Origin of the sequence: Duganella sp. S19_KUP01_CR8 (assembly GCF_036688705.1) — a bacterium.
Taxonomy (GTDB): Bacteria; Pseudomonadota; Gammaproteobacteria; order Burkholderiales; family Burkholderiaceae_D; genus Rugamonas.
The window spans coordinates 240,022-255,839 of the sequence record NZ_JAQQPR010000001.1; the positions used below are offsets into that span (position 1 = coordinate 240,022).

A 15,818-nucleotide genomic window follows, 5' to 3' on the forward strand; every position below is an offset into this window, starting at 1 on the left:
CGCCTCGCTGAAAGATGTTGACTCGTCCTCCGCTCTCTGGTCAACTAGGTTACTCGAAAAAGAAGAAACGCTTGACCTGACTCACTGGAGGTTACAAGATGAATGGGGACATTTCACGCCGCGGGTTCTTGAAGGCCAGTGTGGTTGCTGGCGTTTCGGTCTATATCGCGCCCTTGGGCGGCAAGGCACTCGCCGCCCTGTTCGAGGAAAAAATCCTCACGCCGGTCGCCTGGGACGGCAAGGCCGGACTGGCCAAATTCCGTATCGACGGCCTGTCCAAGGTAACCGGCGCCAAAGTCTTTGCCCGCGACATCCGCTCGCGCGACATGCCGCACTGGCCGCAGCAACAAGCCCATGCCCTGATGCTGCGCACCACCCGCACCGACGCGCTGTTTGACGGCATTGACTTGTCGCTGCTGGGGGCGGACCTGAAACCGGACCGCGTCGTGACGGCGGAAGACCTGGTGCGCGACGGCGTCGCCTTCCCCGGTTTCTATGGCACAGACATGCTGCTTCCGGTCGGGAAGCAGCCTGCCTATCTGGGACATGCGGTGGCGGTCCTGATCTTCAACGACTTCGCCCGCTTCCGCGCGGCCAAGGATGCGCTGCAGTTCAAGGAGGGCGTGGTGCGCTACGGCGCCGCCGCGCCGCCGATGGAGCGCGACCCTTGGGGCACCTTCCGCTTTGTGCGGGTGGGCGGCGCCACCTCGGCCGACATGGACGTTTTCTCCAGTCTGAAAAATGCGCCGGTGTTCCCCAGCGCGATGCGCAAGCAGCAGCCGGTCTGGCCGGACGGCATAGAACACGGCAAGCTGGGCGAGCAGGGCATGTATTACGCCAACCAGATCAAGGAGGAACTGGATCGCCCGCCGGCAGACTGGCTGGTGCTGGAACGCGACTACAACACGCAGTCGGTGGACACGGCAGCGATGGAGCCGGACAACGCCAACTGCTGGTACGACGCCGCCGCGCAAACGCTGCACATGGTGGTGCCGACGCAGTCGCCGCAAGAGGTCATCGACAGCACGATAGAAATGCTCAAGAAGAGCAAATTCCCGCTCAAGAAGCTGTTCCTGCATCCGTGCTACACGGTGGGCTACGGCTCCAAGGACCACTACAATTTTCCGTTCTATGGCCTGATGACGGCGCTCTACGCGAACGGCGTTCCTGTGCGGCTGGCCAACGATCGCTACGAGCAGTTCCAGTCGTCGATCAAGCGCCATGCGTTCAAGATGAAGTACCGCATCGCGGTCGACCGCAAGAGCGCGATGCTGCAGTCGTTCCAGGGATATTTTGAAGCCAACGGCGGCGGGCGTTGTAACTTCTCGCCATCGGTGGCGATGGTGTCGGCGACGGCAGCGCAGTCGATTTACTATTTTCCGAAGAACGATTTCGCCGCCGTCGCCATCGCTTCGCGCGCCGTCGATGCCGGCTCGGCACGCGGCTACGGCACCTTGCAGAGCATGGCCGCGACCGAAATGATGATCGATGAATTCGCGGAAAAACTGGGACTCGATGCGATCGATTTCAGGCTGAAAAACGCGTTGCGGTCAGGGATGAAGAACACGCAGGGCGCGATACCGGCCGGTGCGGTGCGGGTCGACGAGGTGCTGCAAAAAGCCAAGGTCCATCCGCTGTGGACCGGCCGCGCCGGCGCCAAGCGCTCGTTTGAAGCGGCGCATCCCGGCCATCGTTACGGCGTGGGGTTCGCCTGCGTGCAGAAGGACTTCGGCACCGGCGCCGAGAGCTCATTCGCCAAGGTGCAGATCAACGCCGACGGTGCGATCGAGCTGTCGCATAGCGGCACCGAGATCGGCACCGGCATGTCGACCTCGCAGGCGGTGGCTTGCGCCAAATGGCTGGGCAAGCCGGCCGGCGTGGTGCATACCGCCGTCACCGAATGGGACGACCTGCCGGTGGTCAGCAGCGGCGATCCCTACATCATGAGCCAGGCCGATCAGGACAAGCTGTCGGCCAATCCGCGCTGGTCGCCGACCTACTGCTCTCCCGCCAGCGCCACCAACTCGGCCTACTACTTCACGCACAGCACGCGCGAGGCGGCGCGGGTGGTCTTCATGCACGGCCTGTGGCCCGCCGCGATGGCTATCTGGAGCGAAGGCTATGCCGGCGGCCAGGCGGCGTCGCTGGTGATACGGGTGGAGGATGCGCGCTGGGTCGACGGCAAGCTGTCGGCCGGCGGCTTGCAGGCGCTGTCGTACGAGCAGTTGGCGAGCAAGGCGCACGAGTTGGGATTGGTGACCGGCGCCACGGTGCACGTGTTCAACCGCTGGCAGTGGACCGAGGCGGAGTTCGACGTCAACGGCGCCGGCGTGCGCCTGCCGATAGACGGCCTGTCGCTGCGCTACGGCGACGGCGCGGACAAAGGCAAGAAAGCCAGCATGGGCTCCACCGGCGGCTACCATGTGCTGAACCGCAAGCGCGTGTTCATCCCGCCGGTGCAGCGCAATAACGCCACTGTCACCTACTACAGCGCGGTCGGCACGCTGGTCGAGTTGTCGGTGCATGAGGCCAGCGGCAAGGTCGAAGTGCTCAGCCATCATTCCATCATGGAGTGCGGCAGCATGCTGTCGCCGCAGTTGGTGTCGAGCCAGTTGCAGGGCGGGCTGGCGATGGGCATAGGCCATGCGTTGTACGAATCCCTGCCGCTGTACGAGGATGGCCCGGGCAACGGCACCTGGAACTTCAACCGCTACCAGCTGCCGCGCGCCAGCGATGTCGCGGTATGGAAGCAGACGGCGGATATCCTGCCGCCGTTGACGGAGACCGATACGCCCAAGGGCATTGCGGAAGTAGTGATGATTCCCGTGGTCGGCGCCATCGTCAACGGCATCGCCCACGCCATCGGCCATCGCTTCACCGACTTGCCGGTCACGCCGGAACATATCCAGGAGGTGCTGGCATGAGCATCGCGACCAAACCAATCACGCTGACCGTCAACGGCAAGACGGTCGGCCCGCTGCCGGCGCCGGAAGGGTTGATGATGATCGACTTCCTGCATGAGTACCTGGACCTCACCGGCTCCCGCCTGGGCTGCGGACAGGGCGTTTGCCATGCCTGCGTGGTGATCCTGGATAAAGCCGACGGCACCAGCGAGGAGGTCCGCTCCTGCATCACCGGCGCGCATTTCTTCGACGGTAAAAAAGTGCGCACAGTGGAGGGACACGCCAAGTTGAACGACAAGGGCGAGGTGGTGGCGCTGTCGCCGGTGCAGCAAAAATTCCTCGAGCATTTCAGCTTCCAGTGCGGTTACTGTACGCCGGGTTTCGTGAACGCGGCCACGGTGCTGCTGGAGCGCTTGAAACGCACGCCGGTCAGCCGCGACCAGATCGACGAGACGATCACGGAAAGCCTGAACGCCCACATCTGCCGCTGTACCGGCTATGTGCGTTATTTCGAAGCGGTCAAGGACGTCGTGTTGAATACACCCGGGCTGGTTAAGGAGGGTAAATGATGAGCCGCCATTTCGCTCTATGCGCCTCCGCAGCGTTGCTGGCCGTATTGGCCGGCGGTGCCCAGGCAGCTGCTCCGGCAGCCAGCGATGCCGTCGCGCGCGGACGCTATCTGGTCAAGGCGGCCGATTGCGCCGCCTGCCACACGTCTGCGACCGGCGCGCCGTTTGCCGGCGGCGTGGAATTGAAATCCGACTTCGGCACTTTTTACGGCACCAACATCACGCCGGACAAGGAGCACGGCATCGGCAAGTGGACCGCCGAGGAGTTCTACGCGGCCTTGCGCGACGGCGTGGCGCCGGACCGGCATCTGTATCCTGCCATGCCCTACACCTCCTACCGCTCGACGAGCCGCGCCGACAGCGACGCCATGTTCGCGTATCTCATGCAGATCAAGCCGGCGGCGGTGGCCAGCAAGGCCGCCGATCTCAAGTTCCCGTACAACATGCGCTTCGGCATGCGCTTCTGGAACATGCTGTTTTTGAAGGACACGCTGCCCGATGCTTCGGCCGGCCAGTCGCCGGCGTATCTGCGCGGCCGCTACCTGGTCAACACGATGGGCCACTGCGCGGAATGCCATACGCCGCGCGGCTCGCTGGGGCAGATGGATGGAGCAAAGCCTTTGGGCGGCAGCGCGTTGGCGCGCATCGCAGCGCCGGACATCTCGCCGGCCGGGTTGTCGGCATCGGGATGGACGGCGACCGACCTGGCATCGTTCCTGGGCACCGGCGTGGCGCCGCAAGGCTCGGCGTATGGCGAGATGTTCGCCGTGGTCCACCTGAGCACCCAGCATCTGACGCCGGGCGACATGTGGGCAATGACCACTTATCTGCTGGGTGACAAACCCTTGCCGCCGCAGCCGCTGAAGCCCGCTGCGGCCACCGGCGATGCGGCGATCGATGCGGGCCGCCGTACCTACGTCGCCGTCTGCGCCGGTTGTCATGGCGTCGATGGCGGCGGCAAGCCGCATGTGGCGGTGGCGATGAAGGGCAACACCACGGTGCGCAGCGCCGATCCGCACAACCTGATCGCCGTCACGCTGGACGGCATCGAGGCGCAGCGCTTTGGCAAGAAGGAAAGCATGCAGGCGATGCCGGGCTTCGCGACCAAGTTGAGCGACAAGGAAATCGCCGGCTTGATCAATTTCCTGCGCGTCAGCTGGGGCGGGCAGGCGGGCAAGGTCAGCGAGGCCCAGGTGAAAGAGCTGCGGACGCCTTGATATCGCTGTCGGCTTTCTTGACAGCCGGCGCCGTCGCGGCGGCATCCGCTGGTCCAAGTCATTGACTTCATTGGCTACACCTGTCGGGGCATACTTCCTGCATCGCGTCTCAACGGCCGGCATTTCCGCCGGCGGTTGACCAGGGAGACGCGACATGAACATCCATTCCAGAATCCGGCGCGGCTGCATGCTTGGCGCAGTGCTTGCCACGATGGCGGCGGCGCTGCCGGCATCGGCCGCGCCGTTCTTCTTCAGCACCGGCGGCCCCGATGGCCTGATCGGCACGGCCACGCGGCCCGGCAGCGCCGGCAAGGTCGAAATCGAAACGGCGGACGATTTCATCCTCGGCTCGCACACCAGCATCACCAGCGCTAGCTTCACGGGCCTGCTGACCGGCGGCGCCACGGCGGCCAACATCGGCCAGGTGGTGGCGGAGATCTATCGCGTGTTCCCCAAGGACTCCACCAATCCGCCGTCGGGCCGCGTGCCGACGCGTATCAATTCGCCGTCCGACGCGGCGTTCGACAGCCGCGATAGCGGTGGTAGCTTGACTTTCTCGATCACTACGCTGGGCGCCTTCAGCGCCGCCAACAGCGTCCTCAATGGCATCAACCCGTTACCTGGACAGACTACCGGCGGCGAAGGCCCGATCAGCGGCACCGAGGTGACCATCACCGTCAACTTCGGCACGCCGTTCGATCTGCCGGCCGATCACTACTTTTTTGTGCCGCAGGTGGAGGTGTCGGGAGGGGAGTTCTACTGGCTGTCCGCCGCGAAGCCCATCGCCGGCGGCACAGGCCCATTCGTGCCTGACCTGCAAAGCTGGATACGCAACGAGCCGCTGGCGCCGGACTGGCTGCGTATCGGCACGGACATCGTCGGCGCCGGCGCTTTCAATGCTTCGTTCTCGCTGGTGGGCGCCACGGCGGTGCCGGAGCCAGGCAGCGTCGTGCTACTGCTGGCGGGCGTGCTGCCGTTTGCGTTGACGCGCCGCCGGCGCGCGCCGGCGGTCGCTCCTCAGGCGTAGCTGCGCAGGAAATCCAGCAGGACATGGGCGGCGATGTCGGCATCGTCCGCCGTCATCGTCTCCAGCGGATTGTGGCTGATGCCGCCGTTGCCGCAGCGGGTGAATAGCATGGCCACGTCGGTGATCGCGGCCATCGCCATCGCGTCGTGACCGGCGCCGGAAAGGAGGTCGAAACGCTGCAGGCCGGCGCGTTCGATGGCGGCGCCGAATTGCTGCATCAGACGCGGCGCACACGGCGCGGCCGAAGCATTCACGATCTGCTGCATGCCCACTTCCACCTGGCGCCGCGCGCAGATCGCCGCGATGCCATCCAACACATCCTTCACCGCGGCCAGCCGCACCGCATCGTCGGCGGCGCGGATATCCAGCGACAGCTTGCACGCGCCGGGGATCACGTTGACCGAACCGCCGGGCACCTGCAACTGGCCGACCGTGCCGACCAGCGACTCACCCTGCGCGCAGCGCTGCTCCACCAGCAGCACGATTTCCGCCGCCGCCGCTGCCGCGTCCTTGCGCATCGTCATCGGCGTGGTGCCGGCGTGGCTGGCCAGGCCGGTCAGCTCGACCAGGTAGCGCGAGCTGCCGGCGATGGCCGTCACCACGCCCAGCGCCAGGTCGCGCTCCAGCAGCACCGGGCCTTGTTCGATATGGACTTCCACGAAGCCGAGCAGCTGCGCCGGATCGCGCACGATGGCGGGAATGCGCGCCACGTCGTGGCCGGCCGCCAGCAGCGCCTCGCGCATGGTGGCGCCGTCGGCGTCGGTCTGGTCCAGCAGCGACAGGTCGAAGTGGCCGGTCACCGCGTTACTGCCCAGGAAAGTGCTCTTGAAGCGCACGCCTTCCTCTTCGGCGAAACCGACGATCTCGAAATGGAAGGGCAGCTTCTCGCCGCGCTGGTGCAGGTGGCGCACGATGGCGATCGGCAGCAGGATGCCGAGGCGGCCGTCGTACTTTCCGCCGTTGCGCACGGTGTCGTAGTGCGAACCGGTCATCAGCGTTTTCGCGTCCGGCGCATCCGAGCGGTAGACGCCGACCACGTTGCCGACGGCGTCGATGTGCGTGTCCATGCCGGCTTCGCGCATCCAGTCCACCAGCTGCGCGGCGGTCTTGCGGTGCGCTGGCGTCATGTAGGCGCAGGTCAGGTCGAAGTCCGCGCTGGTGCTGTTGTCGGTGTCGCTCCATGCGGCGATGGTTTCGCACCACTGCATGATGGTCGGGCCGAAGTCCAGCGTCACGCCCAGCAGGTCGTTCAGGCGCAGCTCGGCGATGCGCTTAATCTGGCGCAGGCACTCGGCGATTTCGTCGGCGCGCTGGTTCTTCAGGCGGCGCGTGAAGGTGGCGATGATGACGCGGCGCGTCAGCCCCTGTCCGTCCGGACCTTTGACGGCGAGGATGAAGGGGAAGCCGAATTTGTCGTTGTAGTCCGCGTTCAGCTGGTGCAGCGTGGCGAATTCCTCGGCGCTGCACAGGTGCAGGCCGGACTTGGCTTGCTCGTTGGTGGATTCTGCCGTCAGCTGGCCGGATACAGCTGCCTTGCCCGCCAGTTCGGGGTGGGCGCGGATCAGGCCCAGTTGCTCGTCCAGCGTGGCGGCGCTGACCACCGCCTGCAAGGCCAGCTTGAGCGCGGTGGCGTTGGCGAAAGGCCGCTGGGCCGCCGCCCGTTCCGGTATCCACGGCGAGTGCTCGTAGATGCCGCGCAGGCGGTCGGTGAAGGTGGCGGCGTCGCAGCTGTTTAAGTCGGATAGTGTGGTCATAGCCTAGTGTAATCGCAACTGAGCCGTGCAGTTATATGCGGTATCCGCTACGGTTTATAAGGTTTACTATTTGCCGAGCGCCTTGGCCGCCGTGGCGACCTGCTCGCGCAGCCACTTGTGTTCCGGCGCCTGGTGCACGCGCTCGTGCCACAGCTGGTAGAAGCGCATCGGCGGGAACTTGACCGGCACCGTGAAGGTCTTCAGCGGCATGTTGCGCTCGTAGTAGCGCACGAACTGGCGGCCGGTGGTCAGCACCAGGTCCGTCTGCGTCAGCATGTAGGGGATCAGGCCGAAGTAGGCCGATTCCACCGCGACGTTGCGTTGCATGCCTTGGCGCTCCAGGAAGTCGTCGATGACGCCGTGGTAGCCGGGCAGGATCTGCGTCGGCGCCACGTGGGGCAGGGACAGGTAGTCGTTGATCGTCATGTCCTCGCTGCCGGTGCGCAGCGCATACGGGCAGTCGGAGCGCATCACGGCGATGATCGGGTCTTCGAACAGCTTGGACATGTGCAGGTGCTCGGGCGGTTCGTCCCAGTTGGCGATGACCAGGTCCATGTCGCCATCCGACAGCAGGCGCACGTAGTCCACGCCGGGGCCCAGGCCGTGGATCTTCACGCGGCTGTTGGGCGACCCGCGGCGCAGCAGCGCCACCAGGTTGGGCAGGAACTGGCTGTCCAGGTAGTCCGGTGCGGCGATGTGGAAGGTGCGCGCTTCTTCCTGCGGCACGAAGGGCGACTTTTTCAGGAACAGGTTCTCGGTCTCGTCGAGGATGCGCTTGGCCGGGATCAGCAGGCTTTCGCCGTGCTGGGTCGGCACCATGCCGCGCGCGCCGCGCACCAGCAATGGGTCGCCCGTCAGCTCGCGCAGCTTGCGCAGCGAGGCGGAGATCGAGGGCTGCGGCTGATTCAGTTTGAGGGCGACGCGTGAGACGTTCTTCTCAACCAGCAGCAGGTAGAGTATGCGGATCAGGTGCAGATCCAGGTGTTGCGGCAGGGCGGCCATGGGAGTATTTCTGTTATACGGAATCGGATATGTTTAATATACTCTAATGTTCATGTGGTCGGCGTCAATTCCGTTTATCTTCTGTAAATTAGCCACACTCTTTACCCGGAAAGCTCCCATGGATTTATACGCCTATCTGATCCCGTACGGCCTTGAGTGGCTAAACCTGATCGTGCGCTGGCTGCACATCATCACCGGCATCGCCTGGATCGGCGCTTCGTTCTACTTCGTCTGGCTGGATAATTCGATCCGCCCGCCGGCTCCCGGTTCGGAGCTGGCGAAGAAGGGCGTGTCCGGAGAGCTGTGGGCGGTGCACGGCGGGGGTTTCTACAACCCGCAAAAATACCTGGTGGCGCCGGCCGAACTGCCCAAGGACCTGCACTGGTTTAAATGGGAGGCTTATTCCACCTGGCTGTCCGGCATCGCGCTGCTGACCATCGCCTACTACTTCAACGCCCAGGCGATGATGATCGATAAATCGGTGGCCGATATCGGCAGCTGGCAGGCGATCGGCATCGGCATCGGCACGCTGGTCGTCGGCTGGACCGTGTACGACCTGCTGTGCCGCTCGCCGCTGGGACAGCGCGACCTGTGGTTCGGCGTGGTGGTGTTCGCGCTGATCGTCGGCGCCGCGTATGGCCTCACGCATGTGCTGAGCGGCCGCGCCGCCTACATCCACGTCGGTGCGCTGATCGGCACCATCATGGTCGGCAATGTGCTGATGCTGATTATTCCCGGCCAGCGCAAGATGGTGGAGGCCATGTCGGCCGGCCGCCTGCCGGACCCGATCCACGGCCAGAAGGCCAAGCAGCGCAGCGTCCACAATAACTACTTCACGCTGCCGGTGCTGTTCATCATGATCAGCAACCACTATGCGATGACTTACCGGAACGACCATGCGTGGCTGGTGCTGGCCTTCATCATGGCGGCCGGCGTCTTCATCCGCCACTTCTTCAACCTGCGCCACAAGGGCCGCGTGGAGTGGCGCTATCCGGCCGTCGGCGTGGCGCTGCTGGTTGGCGTGGCGGTGGCGATCGCGCCGCCGCGTCCCGTGGCGGTGGCTGCGGCGGCCGATCCTGCGGCGCAATTCGGCAAGGTGAAAGCCGTCATCGACCAGCGTTGCGTGGCCTGCCACTCGGCCCATCCGTCGCAAGCCGGCTTTGCGACGGCGCCGGCCGGTGTCATGCTCGACAGCGCCGAGCAGGTGCACCAGAACGCGGAAAAAATCTACAAGCAATCGGTCCAGCTGAAAGCCATGCCGCTTGCGAACCTGACCAATATGACCGATGCCGAACGGGCGCAGATCGCGACCTGGTTCGAGTCCGGCGCCAAGTGAGAGAACAGCGATGACGACGAACAAAGAACAACTGGCTCAATGGATCGACGCGCACTTCGATGAAGAAGTCGGCGTATTGCAGCAGCTGCTGCGCGTGCCGACCGATACCCCGCCCGGCAACAACGCGCCGCATGCCGACATGGTGGCCGATCTGGTCAAGGCCTACGGCTGGAGCGCCGAGAAGCACGCGGTGCCGGCGCAAGTGGTGCAGGACTACGGCATGGAGACCATCACCAACCTGATCGTGCGCCGCCCGTACCAGGCCGGCGGACCGACCGTGGCGCTCAACGCCCACGGCGACGTGGTGCCGCCGGGCGACAACTGGACCTATCCGCCGTATGGCGGCGTGGTGGAGAACGGCTACATCTACGGCCGCGCCGCAGCCGTCTCCAAATGCGACTTCGCCACCTACATCTTCGCCACGCGCGCGCTGGAGGCGCTGGGCGTGCCGTTGAAAGGCGGACTGGAACTGCACTTCACGTACGACGAGGAATTCGGCGGCCTGCTGGGGCCAGGCTGGCTGCTGGAGCAGAAGCTGACCAAGCCGGACTTCGTCATCGCCGCGGGCTTCAGCTACAACATCGTCACGGCGCACAACGCCTGCCTGCAACTGGAGATCACGGTGCACGGCAAGTCCGGTCATGGCGCGATGCCGGAGACCGGCCACGATGCGCTGCAAGCGGCCACCCGTATCCTGAACGCGATCTACGACCAGTTGCCGGAACTGAAGAAGGTTAAATCGAAAATCCCGGGCATCGATTCGCCGACCATGCTGGTGGGCCGCATCGACGGCGGCACCAATACCAACGTGGTGCCGGGTAAGGTCGTGCTGAAAATGGACCGCCGCATGATCCCGGAAGAAGATCCGGTAGCGGTGGAAGCGCAGGTGCGCGCGCTGATCGAGAAAGCGGTGGAAGGCCAGCCCGGCATCCGCATCGAGATCAAGCGCCTGCTGTTGTCGCACGCGCTGCGCGAGCAGCCCGGCACCGAGAAGCTGGTGGCCAGCCTGCAGCAGAACGCACAAACCTTCATCGGCGAGAAGATCCCCGCGCAAGGCACGCCGCTGTATGCGGACGCCCGCCTGTACGGCGAACAGGGCATCCCGGCGGTGCTGTACGGCGCCGGCCCGCGCTCCGTGCCCGAGTCCAACGCCAAGAAGGCGGACGAGCGCCTGCTGCTGGAAGACCTGCGCAAGGCGACCAAGGTGGTAGCATGCACGCTATTGGATTTCCTTGGAGAGTAAGATGTTTGAAAAGAAGATGATGGCCGGCTGGGGCGATATGGACTTCAACAGCCATATGCGCAATACGGCGTTCCTGGACAAGGCGGGCGATGTGCGCATGCTGTTCCTGTCGGAGAACGGCTTCCCGATGAGTGAATTCATGCGCCTGAAAATCGGCCCGGTGGTGATGAAGGACGAAATCGCCTACTTCAAGGAAGTGATGCTGCTGGAAGAGATCACCGTCACGCTGGGCGTGGCCGGCCTGTCCGAAGATGGCAGCCGCTGGTCGCTCAGCACCGACATCATCCGCGCCGACGGCAAGCTGGCCGCGCGCGTGACCAGCACCGGCGGCTGGCTTGACCTGGCGGCCCGCAAGCTGATTGCGCCACCTGCCAATCTGCTGGCCACCTGGCAGTCGCTGGGCAAGACCGCCGACTTCCAGGAACTGAACACCAGCATCAAATAAGCGCCGCCTCGAGACTATTTGGCCTCGTAGAACTTGCGGTGCAGCTGCCCCGGAACGCCGCGCGCCGCCAGGCGCCTGGCGGCATCGGACAGCGATGGCGCCAGCGCCGTGTTGTCCTTCCCAAGATAGATGTACAACGGCAGGTCCTCGAGCGAAGCGCTGCTATGGCCCTGTGCCAGCAGCGGCCTGGCCTCGGCGTTGAGGCCGCCGTCGTCGAATACGCAGGCGTCGTCGCGCGCCGCCAGCACCATTTGCAGGCAGGCCGATTCGCTTTGCACGTCATGCGGCTGGATCGCCGGCTGCAGCGCCTCCAACCTTTGCTGGTACAGGTAGATGCCGCGTTTGTAGCTGACCGTCTTGACCTTCTTCGCCAGCGATTCCCAGCTGGTGATGTCCTTGTCGGTGCGGGTGAAGATGCGCGTGCGCGAGACGATGAAGGGTTCGTCGAGGCGCACATAGTCCGGATGCTTCTGGATATAGCCTTTGACGCGGCCTACCTCGCCGACGATGCTGCCGGCGGCGAGCATCGCTTCGGAGCGCCGTCCCGGCAGGCTTTGCAACGTGCAGCGCTGCCTGCTCTCGGCGCACAGTTGCTCAAGGTAGGCGCCGGCGTACAGGAACAGCGGCGAGTTCTCGTCATGCGTGGTGCCGAATACCAGTTCCTTCCCTGCTTGCGCGTGCGCGCAGCCTGCAACGGCCAGCGTTGCGGCGATCAGGATGTTGAACTGGCTGCGGAACATGGTTACCTTCATTGCCGATGAATTTGAGGCCGCGATTTTAGCGGATTATCAGATCGATTGTCGTATCATAGGCCCATTATTGAACAAACGGCCAGCCAGTGCATCGATACGATTTGATCAGCTGTCACGATTGCGGCGTACTGCACAAGCGGCGCCCGGTGCTGCCGCGCGAGAAAGCGCGCTGCGTGCGCTGCCGTTCCATCCTCTATCGCGGCATCCATTCGGACGTCAACCGCATGGCGGCCATCACCTTGTGCGCCATCTTCACCTTCCTGATCGCCCAATTTTGTCCCATCGTTGAACTGGAAGTGGGCGGCTACTCGTCCAGCGCCACCTTGCTCGGCGCGATACGCGTGCTGTGGACGGAGCAGATGCAGCTGGTGGCGGTGATCGTGTTCCTGTTCACGGCGCTGTTGCCGGCCGTGGAACTGGGCGCGCTGCTGTACGTAACGCTGGCGCTGCGCGCCGGCCTGCGGCCGCCCGGCTTCGATCACCTGCTGCGCGCCGTTGGCGCCGCGCGGCGCTGGGGCATGACCGAGGTGCTGATGATCGGCATCCTGATCACCATCGTCAAGATGACCAGCCTGGCGCAGGTGGTGGTGCAACCGGGCCTGTTCGCGTTTGGCGCGTTGACGCTGATGCTGGCCATCGTCACCTCTTTCGATCCGCAGATGCTGTGGAATATCGGCGAGCACCTGCCGGGGCCGCGCCGTCCGGCGCAGGCGGAGTTCCGCTACACGCCGCATACCCGGCTGGCCGCTTGCCACAGCTGCGGCCTGGTGGCGCAGGACCGGCCGGCCGCGCACCAGCATTGCGCGCGTTGCGGGGCCGTGCTGCACCGGCGCCGTCCCGACAGCGTCGGCCGCACCTGGGCCTTCCTGCTGGCGGCCACCATCCTCTACATCCCCGCCAACCTGCTGCCGGTGATGTACACGCACTCGCTGTTCGGCAAGGAGGACGACACCATCATCAGCGGCGTGGTCTACTTCTGGACCAGCGGCTCGCCGGCGCTGGCGGCGATCATTTTTATCGCCAGCATCGTGGTGCCGGTGCTGAAGCTGGCGGCGTTGTCGCTGCTGGCGCTGACGACGCAGCGGCGCTCGCGCTGGCGGCCCTTGCAGCGCACGATGCTGTACCGGATCGTGGAGTTTGTCGGCCGCTGGTCGATGCTCGATATTTTCGTGATTACGCTGACGGTGGCGCTGGTGCGCTTCCAGTCGCTGGCCGTGATCACCGCCGGTCCCGGCGCGCTGGCGTTTTGCGCGGTGGTGGTGCTGACGATGCTGGCGTCGATGCAGTTCGACCCGCGCCTGATCTGGGACCCAATCGATTCAAATGGAGAGAACCATGCCTGAAAATGAAAGCGGTGCGCCGCCGCTGCCCGAGCCGAGAGTGGAAAAGGCCAATCGCTGGCTGCCTTCGCTGGTTTGGCTGATCCCCCTGCTGGCCGCCTTGATCGGCCTGGCGCTGGTGGTCAAGTCGGTGATGGACCAGGGGCCGACGGTGACGGTGAGCTTCCGCAGCGCCGACGGCCTGGAGCCGGGCAAGACCAAGGTCAAATACAAGGACGTGGATATCGGCCTGGTGCGCACGATTACGCTGTCGCGCGATTTGTCCAAGGTGCTGGTCCAGATCGACATGAGCAAGGAGGCCAAGCGCTTCACCGCCGCCGATACCCGGTTCTGGGTGGTGCGGCCGCGTGTGGGCGCGAGCGGCGTTTCCGGCCTGAGTACCTTGCTGTCGGGCGCCTATATCGGTGTTGATGCCGGCAAGTCGGAGGAGGTCAAGGAGGAGTTCACCGGCTTGGAAAAGCCGCCGCAGGTGGCCGGCGACGACAAGGGCAGCAAATTCTCGCTGCACGGCGAGAGCCTCGGCTCCATCGACGTCGGCTCGCCGATCTTCTACCGTCGTATTCAGGTCGGGCAGGTGATCGGTTTCGACCTCGACGAAAAAGGGCGCGGCGTGAAAATGACGGTGTTCGTCAGCGCCCCGTATGACCAGTACGTCGGCAAGAACACACGCTGGTGGCATGCCAGCGGCGTCGATGTGCGGCTCGATTCGAACGGCTTCAAGGTCAACACGCAGTCGCTGGCGGCGTTGCTGGTGGGCGGCATCGCGTTCGAGACCATGAATGGCCAGAAGCCGGACCAGCAGGCGGCGCCCGGCACCGATTTCCCGCTGGCCTCCGACCAGGCCAACGCCTTGCGCGAACCGGACGGCGTGCCGATTACCACGGTGCTGTACTTCGACCAGTCGCTGCGCGGCCTGTCGCCGGGGGCGCCTGTGGACTTCCGCGGCATCGTGCTGGGCGAGGTGCGCTCGGTCGGCGTGGAGTTCGATCCGGTGAAGAAGAACTTCCGCATGCCGGTAACGGTGGACATGTACCCGGCGCGCCTGGGCCGCAGCTTCCAGCAGACCGTCTCCAGCGACCAGGATCGCAACGCCGGCCCGGTGGTGCTGGAGCGCATGGTGGCGCGCGGCCTGCGCGGCCAGCTGCGCACCGGGAACCTGTTGACCGGCCAGTTGTATGTGGCGCTGGACTTCTTCCCGAACGCGCCCAAGGTTAATCTGGATGTGGCGCAGTATCCGCTGGAGGTGCCGACGGTGCCGAACAGCCTGGACGAGCTGCAAACCCAGATCGCCAGCATCGCGCGCAAGCTGGATCAGGTGCCGTTCGGCGAGATCGGCAACAACCTGCGCGACACGCTGAAGAGCGCCAATGTGCTGTTCAAGCAGATCGACGCCCAGGTGGTGCCGGAGATGAAGGACACGCTGGGCGCCGCCCGCAAGACCTTCGGCGAGGCCAACCAGCTGCTGCAAAAGGACTCGCCGGTGCAGTCCGACCTGCGCGAGGCCTTGCAGCAGCTGACGCAAACGCTGCAATCGCTGAATGCGTTGTCGGATTATCTGGAGCGTCATCCGGAGTCGCTGCTGCGCGGGAAGACGAACAAGCAGGACACCAAGGGAGAACCTAAATGATGCCGCATAAAACTGCGCCAACCGCGCTGGCCATGGTGGCCATGCTGCTGGCCGGCTGCGCCGCCGCGCCGCCGGAGCATTTCTACAGCCTGAGTAACGGCATGGGCGTGCCTGCGCCCGCCGCCAAACCGCCGGGCTACTACATCGAGCTGCCGGCGGTGACGGTGCCGCAGCAGGTGGCGCGCTATCAGCTGGTGGTCAGCACGGAGGCGGGCCGCATCGACCTGCTGGAGCACGAGCGTTGGTCGGCGATGCCGGCGTCGGAGCTGGGCCAGGCGCTGTCGCTGGCGATCACCGGCGAGCTGGGAACGGTGGATGTGTTCCGCACGCCGACGGCGGATGGCGCGCCGGTCTACCGCATCAGCACCAATGTGCAGCGGTTTGAATCCGCACCTGGACAGTACGCTCTGATCGATGCGGTGTGGAGCGTGCGCTTGGTCGGCAGCAGCAAGGTGCTGACTTGCCGCAGCGTCGCCAACGAAACGGTCGGCGGCGGCTACGACGCGCTGGTGGCCGGCCACCGCCGCGCCGTCACCCGCATCGCCGCCGATATCTCAAAAGCCGTTCGCACACTGGCCTCCGGCGCCAACGCCGGCTGCTGAA

13 protein-coding genes are annotated in these 15,818 nt (G+C 64.9%); 10 read left to right on the forward strand and 3 right to left on the reverse strand.

Annotated elements, in window-relative coordinates; translation table 11 throughout:
* Positions 1-98: 98 nt before the first annotated feature.
* From V6M89_RS01110 to V6M89_RS01125, 4 genes are all read left to right on the forward strand, one after another.
* Positions 99-2,924 (forward strand): xanthine dehydrogenase family protein molybdopterin-binding subunit, encoded by a 2,826-nt coding sequence (locus tag V6M89_RS01110; RefSeq protein WP_332851425.1) that lies wholly within the window; start codon positions 99-101, stop codon positions 2,922-2,924.
* Positions 2,921-3,472, forward strand: a complete 552-nt coding sequence (locus V6M89_RS01115; protein WP_332851426.1) for a (2Fe-2S)-binding protein — start codon at positions 2,921-2,923, stop codon at positions 3,470-3,472. The genes V6M89_RS01110 and V6M89_RS01115 overlap by 4 nt, the downstream gene beginning before the upstream one ends.
* Complete coding sequence (locus V6M89_RS01120; protein ID WP_332851427.1) at positions 3,469-4,689, forward strand: c-type cytochrome; 1,221 nt, start codon at positions 3,469-3,471, stop codon at positions 4,687-4,689. The genes V6M89_RS01115 and V6M89_RS01120 overlap by 4 nt, the downstream gene beginning before the upstream one ends.
* 154 nt (positions 4,690-4,843) lie before the next feature.
* Positions 4,844-5,716 (forward strand): PEP-CTERM sorting domain-containing protein, encoded by an 873-nt coding sequence (locus tag V6M89_RS01125; RefSeq protein WP_332851428.1) that lies wholly within the window; start codon positions 4,844-4,846, stop codon positions 5,714-5,716.
* On the opposite strand, the gene V6M89_RS01130 is transcribed toward V6M89_RS01125, so the two are convergent.
* Positions 5,707-7,470 (reverse strand): allantoate amidohydrolase, encoded by a 1,764-nt coding sequence (locus V6M89_RS01130; RefSeq protein WP_332851429.1) that lies wholly within the window; start codon positions 7,468-7,470, stop codon positions 5,707-5,709. The two genes, V6M89_RS01125 and V6M89_RS01130, sit on opposite strands and share 10 nt — an antisense overlap.
* Before the next feature lie 66 nt (positions 7,471-7,536).
* Entirely contained in the window at positions 7,537-8,472 is a 936-nt protein-coding gene (locus V6M89_RS01135) for a LysR substrate-binding domain-containing protein (protein ID WP_332851430.1), read from the reverse strand.
* Positions 8,473-8,590: 118 nt separating this feature from the next.
* Between V6M89_RS01135 and V6M89_RS01140 the strand changes: the two genes are divergently transcribed.
* The 3 genes from V6M89_RS01140 to V6M89_RS01150 are packed head-to-tail and all read left to right on the forward strand — an operon-like array spanning position 8,591 to position 11,496.
* Positions 8,591-9,808 (forward strand): urate hydroxylase PuuD, encoded by a 1,218-nt coding sequence (locus V6M89_RS01140; protein WP_332851431.1) that lies wholly within the window; start codon positions 8,591-8,593, stop codon positions 9,806-9,808.
* A gap of 10 nt (positions 9,809-9,818) precedes the next feature.
* A complete protein-coding gene (locus V6M89_RS01145) occupies positions 9,819-11,051 on the forward strand; it encodes a M20/M25/M40 family metallo-hydrolase (protein ID WP_332851432.1) in 1,233 nt (410 codons plus the stop codon).
* Position 11,052: 1 nt separating this feature from the next.
* A complete protein-coding gene (locus V6M89_RS01150; protein WP_332851433.1) occupies positions 11,053-11,496 on the forward strand; it encodes a thioesterase family protein in 444 nt (147 codons plus the stop codon).
* Between the two features lie 14 nt (positions 11,497-11,510).
* On the opposite strand, the gene V6M89_RS01155 is transcribed toward V6M89_RS01150, so the two are convergent.
* Complete coding sequence (locus V6M89_RS01155; protein ID WP_332851434.1) at positions 11,511-12,236, reverse strand: substrate-binding periplasmic protein; 726 nt, start codon at positions 12,234-12,236, stop codon at positions 11,511-11,513.
* A gap of 98 nt (positions 12,237-12,334) precedes the next feature.
* Here V6M89_RS01155 and V6M89_RS01160 point away from each other — a divergent pair, with 98 nt between their 5' ends.
* Genes V6M89_RS01160 through V6M89_RS01170 form a run of 3 tightly spaced genes read left to right on the forward strand, consistent with a single transcriptional unit; the run spans position 12,335 to position 15,817 of the window.
* Positions 12,335-13,591 carry a paraquat-inducible protein A gene (locus tag V6M89_RS01160; RefSeq protein WP_332851435.1) on the forward strand — a complete coding sequence of 419 codons (1,257 nt, stop codon included), beginning with the start codon at positions 12,335-12,337 and terminating at the stop codon, positions 13,589-13,591.
* Positions 13,584-15,215, forward strand: coding sequence for a PqiB family protein (locus V6M89_RS01165; protein ID WP_332851436.1), 1,632 nt, complete (start codon positions 13,584-13,586; stop codon positions 15,213-15,215). Before V6M89_RS01160 ends, V6M89_RS01165 begins: the two co-directional genes overlap by 8 nt.
* Positions 15,212-15,817 (forward strand): PqiC family protein, encoded by a 606-nt coding sequence (locus V6M89_RS01170; protein ID WP_332851437.1) that lies wholly within the window; start codon positions 15,212-15,214, stop codon positions 15,815-15,817. The genes V6M89_RS01165 and V6M89_RS01170 overlap by 4 nt, the downstream gene beginning before the upstream one ends.
* Position 15,818: the final 1 nt, after the last annotated feature.